At 51.5% G+C, this 20,739-nt stretch carries 17 protein-coding genes and 1 pseudogene; 13 read left to right on the top strand and 5 right to left on the bottom strand.

The genetic code is table 11. The annotated features are described in order from the left end of the window. The first annotated feature begins 142 nt into the window (after window positions 1-142). Together nhaA and nhaR are read left to right on the top strand one after the other, a co-directional pair. Entirely contained in the window at window positions 143-1,309 is a 1,167-nt protein-coding gene (nhaA, locus tag AACS05_RS03040) for a Na+/H+ antiporter NhaA (RefSeq protein ID WP_045439609.1), read from the top strand. Between the two features lie 38 nt (window positions 1,310-1,347). Then, on the top strand, window positions 1,348-2,247 hold the full coding sequence (nhaR, locus tag AACS05_RS03045) for a transcriptional activator NhaR (protein WP_045439611.1): 900 nt from the start codon (window positions 1,348-1,350) through the stop codon (window positions 2,245-2,247). Between the two features lie 59 nt (window positions 2,248-2,306). Here nhaR and rpsT read toward each other — a convergent pair whose 3' ends face one another. Further along, window positions 2,307-2,570 carry a 30S ribosomal protein S20 gene (gene rpsT / locus AACS05_RS03050; protein WP_003018940.1) on the bottom strand — a complete coding sequence of 88 codons (264 nt, stop codon included), beginning with the start codon at window positions 2,568-2,570 and terminating at the stop codon, window positions 2,307-2,309. Window positions 2,571-2,675: 105 nt separating this feature from the next. Here rpsT and AACS05_RS03055 point away from each other — a divergent pair. From AACS05_RS03055 to caiF, 11 genes and pseudogenes are all read left to right on the top strand, one after another. Continuing rightward, window positions 2,676-2,891 (top strand): annotated as a pseudogene (locus AACS05_RS03055) (DUF2575 domain-containing protein). Window positions 2,892-2,898: 7 nt separating this feature from the next. After that, window positions 2,899-3,837 carry a bifunctional riboflavin kinase/FAD synthetase gene (gene ribF, locus AACS05_RS03060; RefSeq protein WP_045439613.1) on the top strand — a complete coding sequence of 313 codons (939 nt, stop codon included), beginning with the start codon at window positions 2,899-2,901 and terminating at the stop codon, window positions 3,835-3,837. 37 nt (window positions 3,838-3,874) lie between these two features. Next, window positions 3,875-6,691 (top strand): isoleucine--tRNA ligase, encoded by a 2,817-nt coding sequence (ileS, locus tag AACS05_RS03065; protein WP_045439616.1) that lies wholly within the window; start codon window positions 3,875-3,877, stop codon window positions 6,689-6,691. Continuing rightward, a complete protein-coding gene (lspA, locus tag AACS05_RS03070; RefSeq protein ID WP_045439619.1) occupies window positions 6,691-7,188 on the top strand; it encodes a signal peptidase II in 498 nt (165 codons plus the stop codon). The genes ileS and lspA overlap by 1 nt, the downstream gene beginning before the upstream one ends. A gap of 117 nt (window positions 7,189-7,305) precedes the next feature. Next, window positions 7,306-7,755 (top strand): FKBP-type peptidyl-prolyl cis-trans isomerase, encoded by a 450-nt coding sequence (fkpB, locus tag AACS05_RS03075; protein WP_045439628.1) that lies wholly within the window; start codon window positions 7,306-7,308, stop codon window positions 7,753-7,755. A gap of 1 nt (window position 7,756) precedes the next feature. Then, complete coding sequence (gene ispH / locus AACS05_RS03080) at window positions 7,757-8,707, top strand: 4-hydroxy-3-methylbut-2-enyl diphosphate reductase (protein ID WP_045439631.1); 951 nt, start codon at window positions 7,757-7,759, stop codon at window positions 8,705-8,707. Window positions 8,708-8,772: 65 nt separating this feature from the next. Next, window positions 8,773-9,687 carry a ribonucleoside hydrolase RihC gene (gene rihC / locus AACS05_RS03085; protein ID WP_045449435.1) on the top strand — a complete coding sequence of 305 codons (915 nt, stop codon included), beginning with the start codon at window positions 8,773-8,775 and terminating at the stop codon, window positions 9,685-9,687. Between the two features lie 173 nt (window positions 9,688-9,860). Then, the gene (dapB, locus tag AACS05_RS03090) at window positions 9,861-10,682 is read left to right on the top strand and encodes a 4-hydroxy-tetrahydrodipicolinate reductase (RefSeq protein ID WP_045439634.1); all 822 of its coding nucleotides are present in this window, start codon (window positions 9,861-9,863) and stop codon (window positions 10,680-10,682) included. A 457-nt stretch (window positions 10,683-11,139) separates the two neighbouring features. Continuing rightward, window positions 11,140-12,288 (top strand): glutamine-hydrolyzing carbamoyl-phosphate synthase small subunit, encoded by a 1,149-nt coding sequence (gene carA / locus AACS05_RS03095; RefSeq protein ID WP_045439637.1) that lies wholly within the window; start codon window positions 11,140-11,142, stop codon window positions 12,286-12,288. An 18-nt stretch (window positions 12,289-12,306) separates the two neighbouring features. After that, window positions 12,307-15,531: a carbamoyl-phosphate synthase large subunit gene (gene carB, locus AACS05_RS03100; RefSeq protein WP_045439640.1), complete on the top strand. Its 3,225-nt coding sequence runs from the start codon at window positions 12,307-12,309 to the stop codon at window positions 15,529-15,531. A 276-nt stretch (window positions 15,532-15,807) separates the two neighbouring features. Continuing rightward, on the top strand, window positions 15,808-16,203 hold the full coding sequence (gene caiF, locus AACS05_RS03105) for a carnitine metabolism transcriptional regulator CaiF (protein ID WP_045439642.1): 396 nt from the start codon (window positions 15,808-15,810) through the stop codon (window positions 16,201-16,203). 41 nt (window positions 16,204-16,244) lie between these two features. On the opposite strand, the gene caiE is transcribed toward caiF, so the two are convergent. From caiE to caiB, 4 genes are all read right to left on the bottom strand, one after another. Continuing rightward, window positions 16,245-16,841 carry a carnitine operon protein CaiE gene (gene caiE / locus AACS05_RS03110; protein WP_045439644.1) on the bottom strand — a complete coding sequence of 199 codons (597 nt, stop codon included), beginning with the start codon at window positions 16,839-16,841 and terminating at the stop codon, window positions 16,245-16,247. A 78-nt stretch (window positions 16,842-16,919) separates the two neighbouring features. Further along, complete coding sequence (gene caiD / locus AACS05_RS03115) at window positions 16,920-17,705, bottom strand: crotonobetainyl-CoA hydratase (RefSeq protein WP_045439647.1); 786 nt, start codon at window positions 17,703-17,705, stop codon at window positions 16,920-16,922. Window positions 17,706-17,881: 176 nt separating this feature from the next. Further along, on the bottom strand, window positions 17,882-19,435 hold the full coding sequence (gene caiC / locus AACS05_RS03120) for a crotonobetaine/carnitine-CoA ligase (protein ID WP_045439650.1): 1,554 nt from the start codon (window positions 19,433-19,435) through the stop codon (window positions 17,882-17,884). Window positions 19,436-19,497: 62 nt separating this feature from the next. Continuing rightward, complete coding sequence (gene caiB, locus AACS05_RS03125; protein WP_045439653.1) at window positions 19,498-20,715, bottom strand: L-carnitine CoA-transferase; 1,218 nt, start codon at window positions 20,713-20,715, stop codon at window positions 19,498-19,500. Between the last annotated feature and the right edge of the window lie 24 nt (window positions 20,716-20,739).

Below are 20,739 nucleotides of genomic sequence, written 5' to 3' on the forward strand. Positions count from 1 at the left end.
CCGTCCTGATCAAATTGTCATCCACCTTTGTTTTTAGTTCGTAAATACCGAGTTATTCATCATGAATAAACTAATATTAACGATGAGTTATGCGGAGTAAGATAGTAATTACGAAGTATTCACCCAATAGAGAGAATAAAAAGTGAAACATCTGCATCGTTTTTTTAGTAGCGACGCCTCGGGAGGCATTATTCTGATCATCGCTGCAGTGGTAGCTATGTTGATGGCCAATATCGGCGTAACCAGTGGATGGTACCACGCCTTTCTGGAAACCCCCGTCCAACTGCGGGTTGGCGCGCTTGAGATCAACAAAAATATGCTGCTGTGGATCAACGACGCCTTGATGGCGGTGTTTTTCCTGCTAATTGGTCTGGAAGTGAAGCGTGAGCTGATGCAAGGGTCGCTGGCCAGCCTGCGTCAGGCTGCTTTTCCAATCATTGCGGCGATTGGCGGCATGATTGTTCCGGCGTTGCTCTATCTCGCATTCAACTATGCCGATCCTATCACCCGTGAAGGGTGGGCGATCCCGGCGGCAACGGATATAGCTTTTGCATTGGGCGTGCTGGCACTGCTGGGGAGTCGTGTCCCGCTGGCGCTGAAAATATTCCTGATGGCGCTGGCGATTATCGATGATCTTGGCGCTATCGTGATTATCGCGCTGTTCTATACCAGCGACCTGTCACTGCTTTCGGTGGGGGTTGCCGCATTCGCTATTTTGATTCTGGCGGCGTTGAATTTGTGCGGGGTAAGACGTACCGGCATTTATATTCTGGTTGGCGTAGTGCTGTGGACTGCGGTACTGAAGTCCGGCGTGCACGCGACCCTGGCTGGCGTAATTGTTGGTTTCTTCATTCCGTTGAAGGAAAAGCATGGTCGGTCACCAGCGAAGCGTCTGGAGCACGTCCTGCATCCGTGGGTGGCATATTTGATTCTACCGCTGTTTGCCTTTGCCAATGCGGGAGTTTCATTGCAGGGCGTTACGATGGATGGGCTAACCTCCATACTGCCTCTGGGCATTATTGCCGGCCTGCTTATTGGTAAGCCGTTGGGAATCAGCCTGTTCTGCTGGCTGGCGCTGCGTCTGAAGTTGGCACAGTTGCCGGAGGGGACGAATTTCCAGCAAATTATGGCGGTGGGTATTCTGTGCGGTATTGGCTTCACAATGTCGATTTTTATCGCCAGCCTTGCGTTTGGTAACGTTGATCCTGAGTTAATTAACTGGGCGAAACTGGGGATCCTGATCGGTTCCTTGCTGTCGGCGGTTATCGGTTATAGCTGGCTGCGCACGCGTTTGAATGCGCCAGCCTGATCGGTTAATCCGTTTATGACAATTTTCAGGGAGAGAGTATGTCTCATATAAATTACAACCACCTGTATTACTTCTGGCATGTGTACAAAGAAGGTTCGGTGGTGGGGGCTGCAGAAGCGCTTTATCTGACGCCACAAACTATTACCGGGCAGATCAAAGCGCTTGAGGAACGTTTACAGGGAAAGTTGTTTAAGCGTAAGGGACGTGGGCTGGAGCCGAGTGAGCTGGGCGAATTAGTTTTTCGATATGCGGACAAGATGTTCACCTTAAGCCAGGAGATGCTGGATATCGTGAACTATCGCAAAGAGTCTAATTTACTGTTCGACGTTGGCGTGGCGGATGCGTTGTCTAAACAGCTGGTCAGCAGCGTGCTGGATGCTGCTGTGGTTAAAGATGAACAGATCCACCTGCGCTGCTTTGAATCAACGCATGAGATGCTGCTGGAGCAGCTCAGCCAGCACAAGCTGGACATGATTATCTCAGACTGCCCGATCGACTCAACGCAACAGGAAGGGCTGTTCTCGGTGAAAATTGGCGAGTGTTGTGTAAGCTTCTGGTGTACAAATCCGTTACCAGAAAAGCCGTTTCCGGCATGCCTCGAGGAGCGGCGATTATTGATACCAGGACGTCGTTCAATGCTCGGGCGTAAGTTGCTGAACTGGATTAACTCTCAGGGGCTGAACGTAGAAATCCTCGGGGAGTTTGACGATGCCGCATTGATGAAAGCTTTTGGTGCAACACACAATGCCATTTTTGTTGCACCTACGCTCTATTCGAACAATTTCTATGCAGATGACTCAATTATTGAGATTGGACGCGTGGAGAATGTGATGGAGGAATATCATGCCATTTTTGCCGAGAGGATGATCCAGCATCCGGCGGTGCAGCGTATTTGTAATGCGGATTATTCCGCGCTATTTACGCCAGCGAACAAATAAGCAGACATAAAAAAACCCGCTTGCGCGGGTTTTTTCACAAAGCGACAACAAGCAAGCGATTAAGCCAGTTTGTTGATCTGCGCAGTCAGGTTTGCTTTATGACGTGCAGCTTTGTTTTTGTGGATCAGACCTTTAGCAGCCTGACGATCCACGATTGGTTGCATTTCGTTAAATGCTTTCAGTGCAGTAGCTTTGTCGCCAGCTTCAATAGCTGCGTATACTTTCTTGATGAAAGTACGCATCATAGAGCGACGGCTAGCGTTGTGCTTGCGGGCCTTTTCAGACTGAACGGCGCGCTTCTTAGCTGATTTGATATTAGCCAAGGTCCAACTCCCAAATGTGTTCTATATGGACAATTCAAAGGCCGAGGAATATGCCCTTTTAGCCTTCTTTTGTCAATGGATTTGTGCAAATAAGCGCCGTTTAAATTGCGGCACTCGTTGCGTAGTGATGGCGCAGGATTCTACCAGCTTGCGTGCTGTGAATACAGCTTTTCCACGAGAAAAGTTGAATTGGCTTGCCCATGAAGGACATCAATTTGTTTCATAACAATGAAAACAATCTTCTTTCTGTTTCGTGGTACCAATCGTCGGTTAACCTTGACCGCGGTACAGGGTATACTTTCACGATTTTCACTGTTTTGAGCCAGACATGAAGCTGATACGAGGCATACATAATCTCAGTCAGGCCCCGCATGGGTGTGTGCTGACTATTGGTAATTTCGATGGCGTGCATCGTGGCCACCGCGCGTTGCTGCAGGGTTTGCAGGAAGAAGGACGCAAGCGGGGCTTGCCGGTAATGGTGATGATTTTTGAGCCACAGCCGCTTGAACTGTTTGCGACTGAAAAGTCACCTGCACGACTGACTCGTTTGCGGGAAAAGCTGCGTTATCTGGCGGAATGCGGCGTTGATTACGTGCTCTGTATACGTTTTGACAGACGCTTTGCCGCATTAACGGCACAGAATTTTATCGGTGACCTGTTGGTTAAGCGGCTGGGTGTACAATTTCTTGCCGTTGGTGATGATTTCCGCTTCGGCGCTGGTCGCGAGGGCGATTTCTTGTTATTACAGGAAGCGGGTGCGGAGTATGGCTTCGATATCACCAGTACCCAGACCTTCTGTGAAGGTGGAGTGCGAATCAGCAGTACCGCAGTGCGCCAGGCGCTGGCTGAAGATAATCTGTTGCTGGCTGAAAGCTTGCTGGGTCATCCCTTTACCATTTCGGGACGGGTTGTACACGGCGACGAGTTAGGACGTACCATCGGCTTTCCGACGGCAAATTTACCGCTCCGTCGCCAGGTCTCTCCTGTAAAAGGGGTGTATGCGGTTGAGGTGATGGGGCTTGGCGAAAAACCTATTCCCGGTGTCGCTAACATCGGTACTCGCCCAACGGTGGCAGGCGTACGCCAGCAGTTAGAAGTGCATTTGCTGGACGTTGTAATGGACCTCTACGGTCGCCATATAGATGTAGTACTGCGTAAAAAAATACGCAACGAACAGCGATTTGCCTCGCTGGATGAACTAAAAGCGCAGATTGCGCGTGATGAGTTAACTGCCCGCGATTTTTTTGGGCTATCAAAACCGGCTTAACGCCTATACGAGTTTTAAATACGGAACCGAGAATCTGATGAGTGACTATAAATCAACCCTGAATTTGCCGGAAACAGGGTTCCCGATGCGCGGCGATCTCGCCAAGCGTGAACCGGGAATGCTGGCGCGTTGGACTGATGATGACCTGTACGGCATCATTCGTGCGGCTAAAAAAGGCAAAAAAACCTTCATTCTGCATGATGGCCCTCCTTATGCGAATGGCAGCATTCATATTGGTCACTCTGTAAACAAGATTCTGAAAGACATTATCGTGAAGTCCAAAGGACTCACGGGATATGACTCGCCTTACGTTCCGGGCTGGGACTGCCACGGTCTGCCTATCGAGCTGAAAGTAGAGCAGGAATTTGGTAAGCCGGGAGAGAAGTTCACTGCCGCAGAGTTCCGTGCCAAATGCCGTGAATATGCCGCAACGCAGGTTGACGGCCAGCGTAAAGACTTTATCCGTCTTGGCGTGATGGGCGACTGGTCACATCCGTACCTGACGATGGACTTCAAAACCGAAGCCAACATCATTCGCGCGCTGGGTAAAATCATCGGCAACGGTCACCTGCACAAAGGTGCGAAACCGGTGCATTGGTGCGTAGACTGCCGTTCTGCACTGGCGGAAGCGGAAGTTGAATATTACGACAAAACGTCCCCGTCTATCGACGTGGCGTTCCACGCTGCCGACCCTGACGCGGTGAAAGCGAAGTTTGGCGTTTCTGATGTCAACGGCCCGATCTCTCTGGTCATCTGGACTACCACTCCGTGGACGCTGCCGGCTAACCGCGCTATCTCTCTGGCACCTGATTTTGATTATGCGCTGGTGCAGATTGACGGTCAGGCCCTGATTCTGGCAAAAGACCTGGTTGAAAGTGTAATGCAGCGTATTGGCGCCGCTGAGTACAGCATCCTTGGTACAGTAAAAGGCGCTGAGCTGGAACTGCTGCGTTTTACCCATCCGTTTATGGGCTTTGATGTTCCGGCAATCCTTGGCGATCACGTGACGCTGGATGCGGGTACCGGTGCGGTGCATACCGCGCCAGGCCATGGTCCTGACGACTATGTCATTGGTCAGAAATATGGACTGGAAGTGGCTAACCCGGTTGGTCCGGACGGCACTTATCTGCCAGGTACTTATCCAACGCTGGATGGCGTTAACGTATTCAAAGCCAACGATATCGTCGTTGCATTGCTGACTGAAAAAGGCGCACTGCTGCACGTTGAGAAGATGCAACACAGCTATCCTTGCTGCTGGCGTCACAAGTCTCCGATCATCTTCCGTGCAACACCACAGTGGTTCGTCAGCATGGATCAGAAAGGCTTGCGCGCGCAGTCGCTGAAAGAGATCAAAGGTGTACAGTGGATCCCGGACTGGGGTCAGGCGCGTATCGAATCAATGGTTGCCAACCGTCCTGACTGGTGTATCTCCCGTCAGCGTACGTGGGGTGTGCCGATGTCTCTGTTTGTTCACAAAGACACAGAAGAACTGCATCCGCGTGCCATCGAACTGATGGAAGAAGTTGCCAAACGCGTTGAAGTCGACGGCATCCAGGCATGGTGGGATCTCGATCCAAAAGATATCCTCGGTGACGAAGCTGACCAGTATGTCAAAGTACCGGATACGCTGGACGTATGGTTCGATTCCGGGTCAACCCATTCATCCGTGGTTGATGTGCGCCCTGAGTTTTCTGGTCACGCGGCAGATATGTATCTGGAAGGCTCTGACCAGCATCGCGGTTGGTTCATGTCTTCGCTGATGATTTCCACCGCAATGAAGGGCAAAGCGCCATACCGTCAGGTACTGACCCACGGTTTCACCGTTGATGGTCAGGGACGCAAGATGTCCAAGTCCATCGGTAACACCATTAGCCCACAGGATGTGATGAACAAACTGGGTGCGGATATTCTGCGTCTGTGGGTGGCATCTACCGACTACACCGGCGAAATGGCGGTTTCAGACGAAATCCTGAAACGTGCTGCTGACAGCTATCGTCGTATCCGTAACACCGCTCGCTTCCTGCTGGCGAACCTGAACGGGTTTGATCCGCTAAAAGACATGGTGAAACCGGAAGAGATGGTCGTGCTGGATCGCTGGGCTGTGGGCTGTGCACAAGCGGCACAGGACGAGATCCTGAAAGCCTACGAAGCCTATGACTTCCACGAAGTCGTGCAGCGCCTGATGCGCTTCTGCTCCGTTGAAATGGGTTCGTTCTATCTCGACATCATCAAAGACCGCCAGTACACCGCGAAAGCGGACAGCGTGGCGCGTCGTAGTTGCCAGACTGCGCTGTTCCATATCGCAGAAGCACTGGTCCGTTGGATGGCACCAATCATGTCATTTACCGCCGATGAAATCTGGGGTTACCTGCCAGGCGATCGCGAGAAGTATGTTTTCACCGGTGAGTGGTACCAAGGTCTGTTTGGTCTGGCCGATACTGAAGCGATGAACGACGCATTCTGGGACGAACTGCTGAAAGTGCGTGGCGAAGTGAACAAGGTTATCGAGCAGGCGCGTACGGATAAGAAAGTGGGCGGTTCTCTGGAAGCGGCAGTCACCCTGTATGCTGAGCCAGAACTGGCTGCGAAGCTGACCGCACTGGGCGAAGAGTTACGCTTTGTTCTGTTGACCTCTGGCGCGATTGTTGCGGATTATGCAGAAGCACCTGCTGATGCTCAGCAGAGCGAACTGCTCAAAGGTCTGAAAATTGTACTGAGCAAAGCCGAAGGTGAGAAGTGCCCGCGTTGCTGGCATTACACCACCGACGTCGGTCAGGTGGCGGAACACGCAGAAATCTGCGGACGCTGTGTCAGCAACATCGCCGGTGATGGCGAAAAACGTAAGTTTGCCTGATGAGTAAGCCTCTTTGTTCAACTGGGCTACGCTGGCTATGGCTGGTGGTAGTCGTGCTGATTATCGATTTGGGCAGCAAATACCTGATCCTCCAGAACTTTGCTCTGGGGGATACGGTGTCGCTATTCCCGTCGCTTAATCTGCACTATGCGCGTAATTATGGCGCTGCGTTTAGCTTCTTAGCCGACAGCGGTGGCTGGCAGCGCTGGTTCTTCGCCGGTATCGCGATTGGTATTTGTGTCATTCTGGCGGTGATGATGTATCGCTCGAAGGCGACGCAGAAGCTAAACAACATTGCCTATGCGCTAATCATTGGTGGCGCGCTGGGGAACCTGTTCGATCGACTGTGGCATGGTTTCGTGGTCGATATGATCGACTTTTACGTTGGTGACTGGCATTTCGCGACATTCAATCTTGCTGATACGGCGATTTGTATTGGCGCTGCGTTGATTGTCCTGGAAGGCTTCTTACCTTCGAAAGAGAAAAAAGCCGCATAAAAAAATGCCGGATAACGCTATGCTTATCCGGCGTGTAATATATCGCGATCCTTGTTTGCCCGGCTTGCTTAGCGCTACCGGGCAAACAGGCGGCAGCAATTTTAAAGAGCAATCTGCATGTCTAAATCAGTACAGAGTAACAGTGCGGTGCTGGTGCACTTCACCTTAAAGCTCGACGATGGCTCCACCGCAGAGTCAACCCGCAATAACGGTAAGCCTGCGCTGTTCCGCCTGGGCGATGGTTCTCTGTCTGAAGGACTGGAACAACATCTTCTGGGGTTAAAAGAGGGTGATAAAACCACTTTTTCTCTGGAGCCGGACGCCGCCTTTGGTGTGGCAAGCCCGGACTTAATTCAGTATTTCTCGCGTCGGGAATTTATGGACGCGGGTGAGCCAGAAATTGGCGCTATCATGCTCTTTACCGCAATGGACGGCAGTGAGATGCCGGGTGTGATCCGCGAAATCAATGGTGATTCAATCACGGTTGACTTCAACCATCCGCTGGCCGGGCATACCGTTCATTTTGATATTGAAGTGCTGGAAGTCGAACCGGCACTGGAGGCGTAAAATGCAGATCCTGTTGGCCAACCCGCGCGGTTTTTGCGCTGGCGTAGACCGCGCTATCAGCATTGTAGAAAACGCGTTGGCCATTTACGGCGCGCCGATTTATGTCCGCCATGAAGTGGTGCATAACCGCTATGTGGTGGATAGCCTGCGCGAGCGCGGCGCTATTTTTATAGAACAAATCAGCGAAGTGCCAGATGGCGCGATCCTGATTTTCTCGGCTCACGGAGTGTCTCAGGCAGTACGTAATGAGGCGAAAGGTCGTGACCTCACGGTGTTTGATGCAACCTGTCCGCTGGTGACGAAAGTGCATATGGAAGTCGCGCGAGCCAGCCGTCGCGGTGAAGAGTCGATCCTGATCGGCCACGCCGGGCACCCGGAAGTCGAAGGCACAATGGGGCAGTACAGCAACCCGCAAGGGGGAATGTATCTGGTTGAATCACCAGATGATGTGTGGACGCTGGACGTTAAAAACGAAGCGAAGCTGTCGTTTATGACGCAAACCACGCTCTCTGTGGACGACACATCTGATGTGATTGACGCGCTACGTAACCGTTTCCCGAAAATTGTCGGACCGCGTAAAGACGATATCTGCTATGCCACCACTAACCGACAGGAAGCGGTTCGTGCGCTGGCGGAACAAGCGGATGTGGTACTGGTGGTCGGTTCGAAAAACTCCTCTAACTCCAACCGCCTGGCCGAGCTGGCGCAGCGTATGGGCAAAGCGGCATACCTGATCGACGATGCAACCGATATCCAGGAATTGTGGGTGAAAGAGGCGAAGTGCGTGGGTGTCACCGCCGGAGCTTCTGCACCGGATATCCTGGTGCAGAACGTGATTACTCGCCTACAGGAGTTTGGCGGCGGGGAACCTGTTCCGCTGGAAGGACGTGAAGAGAACATTGTTTTCGAAGTGCCTAAAGAGCTGCGTGTGGATGTTCGTGAAGTAGAGTAAAACTTTCACTTATCTATTATGAGAAGATGCCAGACTTAACGTCTGGCATTTTTTTTGGAGAAACCATGCGCTTACCGATCATTCTTGATACCGACCCCGGCATTGATGATGCCGCCGCTATAGCCGCCGCGCTGTTTGCCCCTGAGCTGGATCTGCAACTGATGACCACGGTAGCAGGTAACGTTTCTGTGGAAAAAACCACTCGTAACGCGCTACAACTGCTACATTTCTGGAATGCGGATATCCCGCTGGCACAAGGGGCATCAATGCCGTTGCTGCGACCGCTACGCGACGCGGCTTCTGTACACGGTGAGTCCGGTATGGAAGGATATGAGTTTGTCGAACATAACCGTCAGCCGCTGGTAAAACCCGCCTTTCAGGTGATCCGTGATGCATTGATGAGCTCCCCTGAACCCCTCACCCTGGTTGCTATTGGTCCGTTAACTAATATTGCATTGCTGCTGATGCACTATCCGGAATGTGCGTTCAATATTCGTCGTCTGGTGATCATGGGCGGTTCCGCGGGTAGGGGAAACTTTACGCCAAATGCGGAGTTTAATATTGCTATCGATCCTGAAGCGGCAGCAAAAGTATTCCAGAGTGGGCTGGAGATTGTGATGTGCGGGCTGGATGTTACTAATCAGGCAGTACTCGCACCAGATTATCTGGCGACATTGCCTGAGTTGAACCAGACCGGGAGAATGCTGCATGCGCTGTTCAGTCATTACCGCAGTGGTAGCATGAATACAGGGCTGCGTATGCACGATCTCTGCGCCATTGCCTGGCTGGTGCATCCGGATCTGTTCACAATGAAGCCGTGCTTTGTGGCAGTAGAAACGCAGGGTGAATACACGTCGGGTACGACGGTGGTGGATATTGAAGGACGACTTGGTCAACCGGCAAACGCACAGGTGGCGCTGGATCTGAACGTTGAAGGTTTTCAACAGTGGGTTGCTCACGTGTTGGCGCTGGCCCCCTGATTTCTGCACGATATAACGATATGACGCTGCTTATTCCGTAGTGTCATGTCTTTTACTGATATCTCTCCCTGTTTATCATTAAATTCTAATTATCGACGTTTTCGGCTGGCGGCGCAGCGATGCGCTGGTTAATCTGAAAATGATTTACGTGAAATTAACAAAAGAGAATAGCTATGCATGATGCACAAATCCGCGTTGCCATCGCGGGAGCCGGGGGGCGCATGGGGCGTCAGTTGATTCAGGCCACCCTCGGCATGGATGGCGTACAGCTGGGCGCGGCGCTGGAGCGTGAAGGCTCATCCTTGCTGGGTAGCGATGCCGGAGAGTTGGCAGGAGCCGGGAAAACGGGCGTGACTGTGCAGAGTAGCCTTGAGGCGATCAAAGATGATTTCGATATTTTTATCGATTTTACTCGCCCGGAAGGCACTTTGACGCATCTGGCATTTTGTCGCCAGCATGGAAAAGGGATGGTTATTGGGACGACTGGCTTTGATGATGCAGGCAAACAGGCTATTCATGATGCTGCTCAGGAGATTGGCATTGTATTCGCCGCTAACTTTAGCGTGGGTGTCAATGTCATGCTGAAGCTTCTGGAAAAAGCGGCGAAAGTGATGGGTGATTACACCGACATTGAAATCATCGAAGCCCACCACCGTCATAAAGTAGATGCGCCGTCAGGCACAGCGCTGGCGATGGGAGAAGCGATTGCCGGGGCACTGGATAAAGATCTCAAAGATTGCGCTGTCTATAGCCGTGAAGGTTACACCGGTGAACGTGTACCTGGCACCATTGGTTTTGCCACAGTGCGTGCAGGGGACATCGTCGGGGAACATACCGCGATGTTCGCTGATATTGGCGAACGTATCGAGATTACGCACAAGGCTTCCAGCCGTATGACGTTTGCTAATGGAGCGGTGAGATCGGCCATCTGGCTTAAATCTAAGTCAAATGGTCTTTTTGACATGCGTGATGTGCTTGATTTACGCAGTTTATAGGCATTATTTATCCTTCGTGATGTGGTTATTGTAATCATAATTAGTTGATTACATGGGGCAATATTTTATTGCCCTTTTATTTTTGATTGTTTTTGTGTGTTTTTGTCCTGAGTTGATTAATTTGAAACATTTACCTACAGTATTTTGTAGATTAAATGTAAATTTTGACCAAATGGTCTACTTTTTTTCATGTGTAAGCTATTTTTCACGCTCGATAAGTTCCGCAAGCGTTTTCTACCCCCACTTAGCTGATCTTTTTGCCTGTTAAATCGCATGTTTCATTCCAGTTGCGTAAAATAATAATAAAAATTGCCCTTTTGGGTAGACTTTTAGCTGGGCTGTCTCTAGAATGCCGCCGTTTGCCAGAAATCCATAGGTAAGCAAATTTGCATTGATTCACTCTGTCTTAATGAATTAATATGCAAATAAAGTGAGTGAATATTCTCTGGAGGGTGTTTTGATTAAGTCAGCGCTATTGGTTCTGGAAGACGGAACCCAGTTTCACGGTCGGGCCATAGGGGCAACAGGTTCGGCGGTTGGGGAAGTCGTTTTCAATACTTCAATGACCGGTTATCAAGAAATCCTCACTGATCCTTCCTATTCCCGCCAAATCGTCACTCTTACTTATCCCCATATCGGCAATGTCGGCACCAATGAAGCCGATGCAGAATCTTCTCAGGTACATGCGCAAGGTCTGGTCATCCGCGACCTGCCACTGATTGCCAGCAACTTCCGCGATACTGAAGACCTCTCTTCTTACCTGAAGCGTCACAACATTGTGGCGATTGCCGATATTGATACCCGTAAGCTGACTCGTCTGCTGCGTGAAAAAGGCGCACAGAATGGCTGCATCATTGCAGGGGATAACCCGGATGCAGCTCTGGCGCTGGAAAAAGCGAAAGCCTTCCCAGGCCTGAACGGAATGGACCTGGCGAAAGAAGTCACCACTGCGGAGCCTTACAACTGGACGCAGGGGAGCTGGACGCTGGCAGGTGACCTGCCAGAAGCGAAATCTGCAGATGAACTCCCGTTCCATGTTGTGGCTTATGATTTTGGTGCTAAACGCAATATTCTGCGCATGTTAGTGGATCGCGGCTGTCGCCTGACGGTGGTGCCGGCGAAGACCTCCGCAGAGGAAGTACTGAAGATGAATCCGGATGGTATTTTCCTGTCCAACGGTCCTGGTGACCCGGCTCCGTGCGACTACGCTATCGACGCGATTGGAAAATTCCTCGAAACCGATATTCCGGTATTCGGCATCTGCCTCGGCCATCAGCTACTGGCGCTGGCGAGCGGTGCTAAGACTATCAAGATGAAGTTTGGCCACCACGGCGGCAACCATCCGGTTAAAGATATTGATAACAACACCGTGATGATTACTGCACAAAACCACGGCTTTGCGGTGGATGAAGCGTCGCTGCCTGCAAACCTGCGCGTAACGCATAAATCGCTGTTCGATGGCACCCTTCAGGGTATCCACCGCACTGATAAACCGGCGTTCAGCTTCCAGGGCCACCCGGAAGCCAGTCCGGGGCCGCATGATGCTGCGCCGCTGTTCGACCACTTTATCGAGTTAATTGAGCTTTACCGTCAGTCCGCGAAATAATCAGGAGTTAATAGAGCCATGCCAAAACGTACAGACATAAAAAGTATCCTGATTCTGGGCGCGGGTCCGATTGTTATCGGCCAGGCGTGTGAGTTTGACTATTCCGGTGCGCAGGCATGTAAGGCCCTGCGTGAAGAGGGTTACCGCGTTATTCTGGTAAACTCCAACCCGGCAACCATCATGACCGACCCGGAAATGGCCGATGCTACCTACATCGAGCCGATTCACTGGGAAGTTGTGCGTAAGATTATCGAAAAAGAACGCCCGGATGCGGTACTGCCGACCATGGGCGGCCAGACTGCGCTGAACTGTGCACTGGAACTTGAGCGTCAGGGCGTACTGGCTGAATTCGGTGTTACCATGATTGGGGCAACGGCGGATGCGATTGATAAAGCTGAAGACCGCCGTCGCTTCGATATCGCGATGAAGAAAATCGGCCTCGACACTGCGCGTTCTGGTATCGCACATACCATGGAAGAAGCGCTCGCGGTTGCCGCTGATGTTGGCTTTCCGTGCATTATCCGGCCTAGCTTCACCATGGGCGGCACCGGTGGCGGTATCGCTTATAACCGCGAAGAGTTTGAAGAAATTTGCGAACGCGGGTTGGATCTTTCCCCAACCAAAGAGCTGCTGATTGATGAGTCGCTGATTGGCTGGAAAGAGTACGAGATGGAAGTGGTACGTGATAAAAACGACAACTGCATCATCGTCTGCTCCATCGAAAACTTCGACGCTATGGGCATCCATACAGGTGACTCCATCACCGTAGCTCCGGCGCAAACGCTGACCGATAAAGAATACCAAATCATGCGTAACGCCTCGATGGCGGTACTGCGTGAAATTGGCGTGGAAACCGGTGGTTCTAACGTCCAGTTTGCGGTGAATCCAAAAAATGGTCGTCTGATTGTTATCGAAATGAACCCGCGTGTTTCTCGATCGTCGGCGCTGGCATCAAAAGCGACCGGTTTCCCGATTGCGAAAGTGGCGGCAAAACTGGCGGTTGGTTACACCCTCGACGAACTGATGAATGACATCACGGGCGGTCGTACTCCGGCTTCCTTTGAGCCGTCTATCGACTACGTCGTGACCAAAATCCCACGCTTTAACTTCGAGAAATTCGCCGGCGCCAACGACCGTCTGACTACTCAGATGAAATCTGTTGGTGAAGTGATGGCGATTGGTCGCACCCAGCAGGAATCTTTGCAGAAAGCACTGCGCGGTCTGGAAGTGGGGGCTACCGGTTTCGATCCTAAAGTGAGCCTGGATGACCCGGAAGCGCTGACCAAGATTCGCCGTGAGCTGAAAGATGCGGGCGCTGAGCGTATCTGGTATATCGCCGATGCGTTCCGCGCAGGTCTGTCCGTCGATGGCGTCTTCAACCTGACCAACATCGACCGCTGGTTCCTGGTACAAATTGAAGAACTGGTGCGTCTGGAAGAAAAAGTGGCGGAGCTTGGCATCAACGGGCTCAATGCTGACTTCCTGCGTGCTCTTAAGCGTAAAGGCTTTGCCGATGCGCGTCTGGCAAAACTGGCGGGCGTGCGCGAAGCGGAAATCCGCAAGCTGCGCGAACAGTATAATCTGCACCCGGTTTATAAGCGTGTAGATACCTGCGCCGCAGAATTTGCCACCGATACCGCTTATATGTACTCCACCTATGAAGATGAATGCGAAGCGAACCCAACGCAGGATCGCGACAAAATCATGGTCCTGGGTGGTGGTCCGAACCGTATCGGTCAGGGTATTGAATTCGACTACTGCTGCGTACATGCTTCGCTGGCACTGCGTGAAGACGGCTACGAGACCATCATGGTTAACTGTAACCCGGAAACTGTCTCTACCGACTACGACACTTCTGACCGTCTGTACTTTGAGCCGGTAACTCTGGAAGACGTGCTGGAAATCGTGCGCATCGAGAAACCAAAAGGTGTCATCGTCCAGTACGGCGGCCAGACCCCGCTGAAGCTGGCGCGTGCGCTGGAAGCCGCAGGTGTGCCGGTTATCGGCACCAGCCCGGATGCAATTGACCGTGCAGAAGACCGTGAAAGATTCCAGCACGCGGTTGACCGTCTGAAACTGAAACAACCCGCGAACGCCACCGTCACCGCCATCGAACAAGCAGTTGAGAAGGCGAAAGAGATTGGCTATCCGCTGGTGGTGCGTCCATCCTACGTTCTCGGCGGTCGCGCGATGGAAATCGTCTACGACGAAGCCGACTTACGTCGCTACTTCCAGACGGCAGTTAGCGTCTCCAACGACGCGCCGGTACTGCTGGACCGTTTCCTGGATGACGCGGTAGAAGTGGATGTGGATGCTATTTGCGACGGCGAAATGGTGCTGATTGGTGGCATCATGGAACACATCGAACAGGCTGGCGTTCACTCCGGTGATTCAGCATGCTCCCTGCCAGCCTACACGCTGAGCCAGGAAATTCAGGATGTAATGCGCCAGCAGGTGCAAAAGCTGGCCTTCGAACTGCAGGTTCGTGGTCTGATGAACGTCCAGTTTGCGGTGAAGAATAACGAAGTCTACCTGATTGAAGTCAACCCGCGAGCGGCGCGTACGGTACCGTTTGTGTCGAAGGCGACGGGGGTTCCGCTGGCGAAAGTGGCTGCACGAGTGATGGCAGGTAAAACGCTGGCACAGCAGGGCGTAACCAAAGAAGTTATCCCACCGTACTACTCGGTAAAAGAAGTGGTGCTGCCGTTCAACAAATTCCCGGGCGTTGACCCCCTTTTAGGGCCAGAAATGCGCTCTACCGGTGAAGTGATGGGCGTCGGCCGCACCTTTGCGGAAGCGTTCGCTAAGGCACAGTTGGGTAGCAGCTCCACCATGAAAAAACAGGGCCGCGCTTTACTCTCTGTTCGCGAAGGCGACAAAGAGCGCGTCGTCGACCTTGCGGCCAAACTGCTGAAGTTTGGTTTTGAGCTGGATGCCACGCACGGTACAGCGATTGTTCTGGGGGAGGCCGGGATTAACCCGCGTCTGGTGAATAAAGTGCATGAAGGTCGCCCGCACATTCAGGACCGTATCAAGAATGGCGAATACACCTACATCATCAACACTACAGAAGGTCGTCAGGCGATTGAGGATTCCAAGCTGATTCGTCGCAGTGCGCTGCAGTACAAAGTGCATTATGACACCACCCTGAACGGTGGTTTTGCCACGGCGATGGCGTTGAATGCGGATGCCACAGAGAAGGTGACGTCTGTTCAGGAAATGCACGCGCAGATCAATAAATAATATCTGGATGGTCCGGTGATAATTGCGTTAAGCGGACTTTAAATATAATTCGAAACGGTTTCTGTAAAGGAGCCGTTTTTTTTTGCTCTATCAGGTCATTCCTGGATAAATAGAATTCCATAACCACATTTTCAATGTAATAAGCGCGATGTTGCTCACACTAATCAACATTCAAGTCGCATACTATCCTTTATATACACAATTTTAATATGGCTTTGTTTTTATTAATTTTGGACAAGCCGTAGCCAGATTTTTAATTTGTGAAATGGTGCGCTTATGTGTGAAGAATATGTTGAAAGACCGCTTTATTTGTTAATTGCCGATTGGATTATGGCAGAAGATCGTTGGGTGACGGCAAAAGAAATTTCCCGTCATTTCGATATTGAACATTGCAAAGCGATTAATACGCTCTCTTATATTCTTTCGGAAGTGAGTGAAATTGTTTGTGAAGTTAAGATGATCCCTAATCAGCTTGCTGGTCGCGGATGTCAGTGTCAGCGCCTGGTGAAAGTTGTGAGAATTGATCCTCAGCTTTATAGCCGATTGAGCCACGGTCTGCAGGAGAAAAGAGTGAGTGTTGGGAAAACGCCACGGATGTCGGCTGTTCCCCCTAGTGAGCTTAATCGCGAGCAGAAATGGCAGATGATGCTGTCAAAAAGTATGCGTCGGTAATCTTTTCTTTGCCGGATGGTGCTTATGCTTATCCGGCACCATCAGGAAGCCGTTTTGGGCTTTACCTCCGTTGTGCCTTTGAGGCGTGGACGGTTTTCTTCGACCTGCGTTAACGGCTGGGTTTCATGTAACCCAGCCCTACAGCGCACAGCGAGATCCTGATACTCCCTGGTATTCATTCGCTTCCACTGCAATTCCTGATCCGTCACTTCTCGTATTACCCGGGCGGGTGCCCCAACCAGTAATTGCCTTGGTTCGCCAGTAAATCCTGCTTTAACAAAGCTCATGGCGGCGACAATGCTTTCTTCGCCTATCACGGCACCGTCCATAATTACGCTGTTCATGCCAACCAGCGCATCGCGACCAATCACGCAGCCGTGCAGGATCGCGCCGTGTCCGATGTGTCCGTGCTCATGCACGATGGTATCGGTGTCGCAGTATCCATGCATGATGCAGCTATCCTGCAGATTGGAGCCTGCTTCAAGGATCAGACGACCATAGTCGCCGCGCAGTGAAGCGAGTGGGCCAATATAGACACCCGCACCCACAATTACATCGCCAATCAGCACAGCGCTGGGATGAACATAAGCAGACGGGTGTACCACGGGGATAAGACCTTCAAAAGCGTAATAGCTCACAATATTCCTTATTTTTACCGGATGGCGGTATACGGTATTTGTTGGCCGGATAAGCGAAGCCTATCCGGCATGACAACATTAACGACCTTTCCACACCGGATCGCGTTTTTCGGCAAATGCCTGCGGACCTTCAAGCGCATCTTCAGAGTGCAACACCGCCGGGTAGTGTTTCAGCACACCACTGCGGATATAGCGGTAGCCTTCTTCTACCGGCATTTCACTGGTAGCACGGTAAATCTCTTTTAGCGCTGCGATAGCCAGTGGGGCGCTATTCACCAGCTGTTGTGCCAGTTCGCGCGCACTGTCCATAAGCTCGCTTTGGTTGACGACACGGTTTACGATCCCCCAACGTAGAGCTTCTTCGGCGCTCATCCGTCTGCCGGTCATCACCATTTCGTTGACGATAGCCGGTGGCAGCAGCTTGGGCAAACGGAGTACTCCGCCACTGTCAGGCACAATACCGAGCTTCGCTTCCGGCAGCGCAAAGCTGGCGTTTTCTGCACAGACGATAAAGTCCGCAGCCAGTGCCAGCTCGAAACCACCGCCAAAGGCATAGCCGTTTACTGCCGCTATGACAGGCTTGTTGAGGTCGAAAATTTCGGTTAAACCGGCGAAGCCGCCAGGACCAAAATCAGCATCCGGAGCTTCACCTTCTGCCGCCGCTTTTAAGTCCCAACCGGCGGAAAAGAATTTCTCTCCGCCGCCGGTGATGATAGCCACGCGTAATTCAGGATCGTCACGGAAATTAAGAAAAGCCTCTCCCATTTCAAAACTGGTTTTGGCATCAATGGCATTCGCCTTTGGTCTGTCCAGCGTAATTTCCAGAATCGGGCCATTGCGGGTCAGATGTAATGATTCACTCATAGTTCATCTCCAAAAATATACCCTTCGTCTTTCAGGCTGCATTTTTGTTAGCTGCGCCCGCTCACCCAATTCACATAGTTATCTATGCTCCTGGGATGAGCGGACTTGCCGTCTCAATGCAACTCGAAATCTATTGGGTATAGATTTCCCGGCAGGAGGAATTCCCGCCAGAGGGGTTATTTCAGATTTTTTTTGATTATTTTTCCTGAACAATTACGCGGCAGGTCGGTTCGTATCTCCATAAAAGAGGGAACCTTAAATTTCGCCATATTGTGTTCGCAGAAGCTGAAGAATTCTGCTTCGCTTAATGTTTCACCTTCATTCAGTACGATAAAAGCTTTAATCGCCTCATCACGGATAGAGTCCTTAATACCGACAACGACGATGTCCTGAATTTTGGGGTGGGCGGAGATAATATTTTCCAGTTCGACACAGGAGACATTTTCTCCACCGCGTTTAATCATGTTGCAGCGCCTGTCGACGAAATAGAAAAAACCATCTTCATCCTGGTAACCTGAATCGCCGGTATGCAGCCAACCCTCAGGCTCCAGCGCTTTGGCCGTCGCATCCGGTTGTGCATAGTACTCTTTGAAGATCGTTTTACCCGGTACGCCCTTAATACAGATTTCGCCAATTTCTCCGGCGGGTAGGGGACGGTTTTGATCGTCGCGGATTTCTGCTTCATAGCTAAAGCCCACTCGCCCAATAGAGGGCCAGCGTCGTTTATCCCCCGGACGGTCTCCAATAATGCCGACAATCGTTTCTGTCATGCCGTAGGAGGTCAGGAGTCTGACGCCAAACCGTGCGATAAAGTCATCCTTCTCCTGTACCGATAAATTGAGATAGAACATCACTTCGCGCAGATGATGCTGCTTGTCCGTGGATGCAGCGGGCTGCACCATCAATGTTCTGATCATCATCGGAATGCATTCTGTAACCGTCGCCTGATATTTACGTACCTGCTCCCAGAAGGCCCTGGCGCTGTATTTCTCTATCAGAACAAAGGTACTGCCTGCAGAGAATGCCGCCATTGCTGCCGTACACTGGCAGTCGATATGAAAGGCGGGCATCACCGTCAGGTACACATCATCGTCGCGCAGGGCGCATTGCCAGGAGGAGTAGTAGCCAGCAAAACGCAGGTTATAGTGGGTAATGACCACCCCTTTGGGACGCGAGGTGGTTCCTGAGGTGAACAGGATTTCCGCCGTATCGTCAGTGGATAACGCAGGCGCATAACACAGCGTTGCTGGCTGTTGGTTTTTCAGGTCGGAAAAGTGACTTACGCCGTCGTCAGCCGGAACATGCTCGCTAATCAAACAGATGTGATTGAGCGGAGTCTCATTTTCCAACTTTATCTGGCGATACATGGGATAAAACTGGGTGCTGGTAACCAGCAGACTGACCTGGCTGTTTTGCAGGATCCAGGCACTTTCCTCTCCCAGTAAGCGGGCATTAATCGGTACCATAATGGCGCCAATTTTTGCCAGCCCAAACCAGCAAAAAATGAATTCCGGGCAGTTATCCAGATGCAATGCGACCTTATCGCCTTTGCGGATCCCCAAGGAATGAAAAAGATTTGCCGTGCGGTTAATCTCTTCATTAAGCGAGGCATAACTAAACTGTCGAACGTTTCCTTCACAGGATTCGAAAATAAGCGCCGTTTTATCTCCGTACACCCCGGCCAGGTCGTCCCACATCTGACGTAAGTTTTGTCTGCCAACGATATCCATATTACTTATCCACTGAAATCAGGCGTGAGCGCTAACCAAACGAACTGGCCAGCGCGTCGCGTTTAATCCTCAACTCTGGCCAGGCCTTTGCCGACCAGCTCATTAATGTCTGCTTCGCTATAACCGATATTTTTCAGAATGGCGGCGGTATCCATGCCGTGTGATGGCATGCCACGCCAGATTTTCCCCGGGTTGTTTTTGAATTTCGGCATGATGTTCGGTCCTTTACAGGTGCGACCGTCCATCGTTTGCCACTGGGTAATCGATTCACGGGCAACGTACTGCGGGTTATCTTCCAGTTCAGGAATGGTCAGCACTTTCGCACAAGCGATATTCAGTTCCGCAAAGCGCGCCTGCACTTCAGCGATGGTGTGCGTTGCCAGCCAGGCGTCCAGTTTCTCCTCGACTAACGGACCATATGGACATTCAACGCGGTGGATAAGCTGCGTTCCTTCCGGCACTTCAGGCGTACCGAGAATGTGCGCCAGTCCAATATCCTTAAAGCATTCGTTGATTTGCGTGATACCAACCAGTTCCATGACGATGTAACCATCGGCACATTTATACAGGCCGCAACCGGCATAATAGGGGTCTTTGCCTTTGGTCATTCGCGGACATATTTCGCCGCCGTTGAAATAATCCATCATGAAGTACTGGCCCATACGCAGCATCACTTCATACATGGCAACATCAATACTTTCGCCTTTACCGGTCTCACGCACTTTGTGCAGCGCCGCGAGTGCTGCTGTGGTTGCGGTCATACCTGAGAAGTAATCGGCTGTGTAGGGGAAGGCAGGCATGGGCTGATCAACGTCGCCGTTCTGGATCAGATAGCCGCTGAATGCCTGAGCAATGGTGTTGTAAGCGGGGAGATTGGTGTACTCATCGGTACCAAACTGGCCGAAGCCGGAAAGATGGGCAATAACCAGTTTCGGGTTATGTTGCCACAGCACCTCGTCGGTAATACCACGACGGGCGAAGGCCGGGCCTTTACTGGCTTCAATGAAAATGTCGGTGGTTTCCATTAACTTCAGAAATGCTTCCCGTCCCTCATCTTTGAAAATATTGAGCGAAAGAGCGTGCAGGTTGCGGCGTGATAGCTGCGGATAGTTAGGTTGTACACGGATGGTATCGGCCCAGGCGACGTTTTCAATCCAGATAACTTCAGCACCCCATTCGGCAAACATTTGTCCGGCGAACGGCCCGGCAATTTCGATCCCTGAGAAGACCACGCGTAATCCGGACAGCGGTCCAAAAGCGGGCATTGGTAGACGGTTCATAAATTAGCTCCTGGCAGTGAGTTG

Origin of the sequence: Citrobacter sp. S-77 (genome assembly GCF_963864895.1) — a bacterium.
Lineage (GTDB): Bacteria > Pseudomonadota > Gammaproteobacteria > Enterobacterales > Enterobacteriaceae > Citrobacter > Citrobacter murliniae.

Excerpts from the sequence above, each read along its gene's own strand:
- fkpB (WP_045439628.1), top strand. The coding sequence starts at position 7,306 with ATGTCTAAATCAGTACAGAGTAACAGTGCGGTGCTGGTGCACTTCACC.
- caiC (WP_045439650.1), bottom strand. The coding sequence starts at position 19,435 with ATGGATATCGTTGGCAGACAAAACTTACGTCAGATGTGGGACGACCTG.
- ribF (WP_045439613.1), top strand. The coding sequence starts at position 2,899 with ATGAAGCTGATACGAGGCATACATAATCTCAGTCAGGCCCCGCATGGG.
- carB (WP_045439640.1), top strand. The coding sequence starts at position 12,307 with ATGCCAAAACGTACAGACATAAAAAGTATCCTGATTCTGGGCGCGGGT.
- nhaR (WP_045439611.1), top strand. The coding sequence starts at position 1,348 with ATGTCTCATATAAATTACAACCACCTGTATTACTTCTGGCATGTGTAC.
- caiF (WP_045439642.1), top strand. The coding sequence starts at position 15,808 with ATGTGTGAAGAATATGTTGAAAGACCGCTTTATTTGTTAATTGCCGAT.
- dapB (WP_045439634.1), top strand. The coding sequence starts at position 9,861 with ATGCATGATGCACAAATCCGCGTTGCCATCGCGGGAGCCGGGGGGCGC.
- caiB (WP_045439653.1), bottom strand. The coding sequence starts at position 20,715 with ATGAACCGTCTACCAATGCCCGCTTTTGGACCGCTGTCCGGATTACGC.
- ileS (WP_045439616.1), top strand. The coding sequence starts at position 3,875 with ATGAGTGACTATAAATCAACCCTGAATTTGCCGGAAACAGGGTTCCCG.
- caiD (WP_045439647.1), bottom strand. The coding sequence starts at position 17,705 with ATGAGTGAATCATTACATCTGACCCGCAATGGCCCGATTCTGGAAATT.
- lspA (WP_045439619.1), top strand. The coding sequence starts at position 6,691 with ATGAGTAAGCCTCTTTGTTCAACTGGGCTACGCTGGCTATGGCTGGTG.
- rihC (WP_045449435.1), top strand. The coding sequence starts at position 8,773 with ATGCGCTTACCGATCATTCTTGATACCGACCCCGGCATTGATGATGCC.
- ispH (WP_045439631.1), top strand. The coding sequence starts at position 7,757 with ATGCAGATCCTGTTGGCCAACCCGCGCGGTTTTTGCGCTGGCGTAGAC.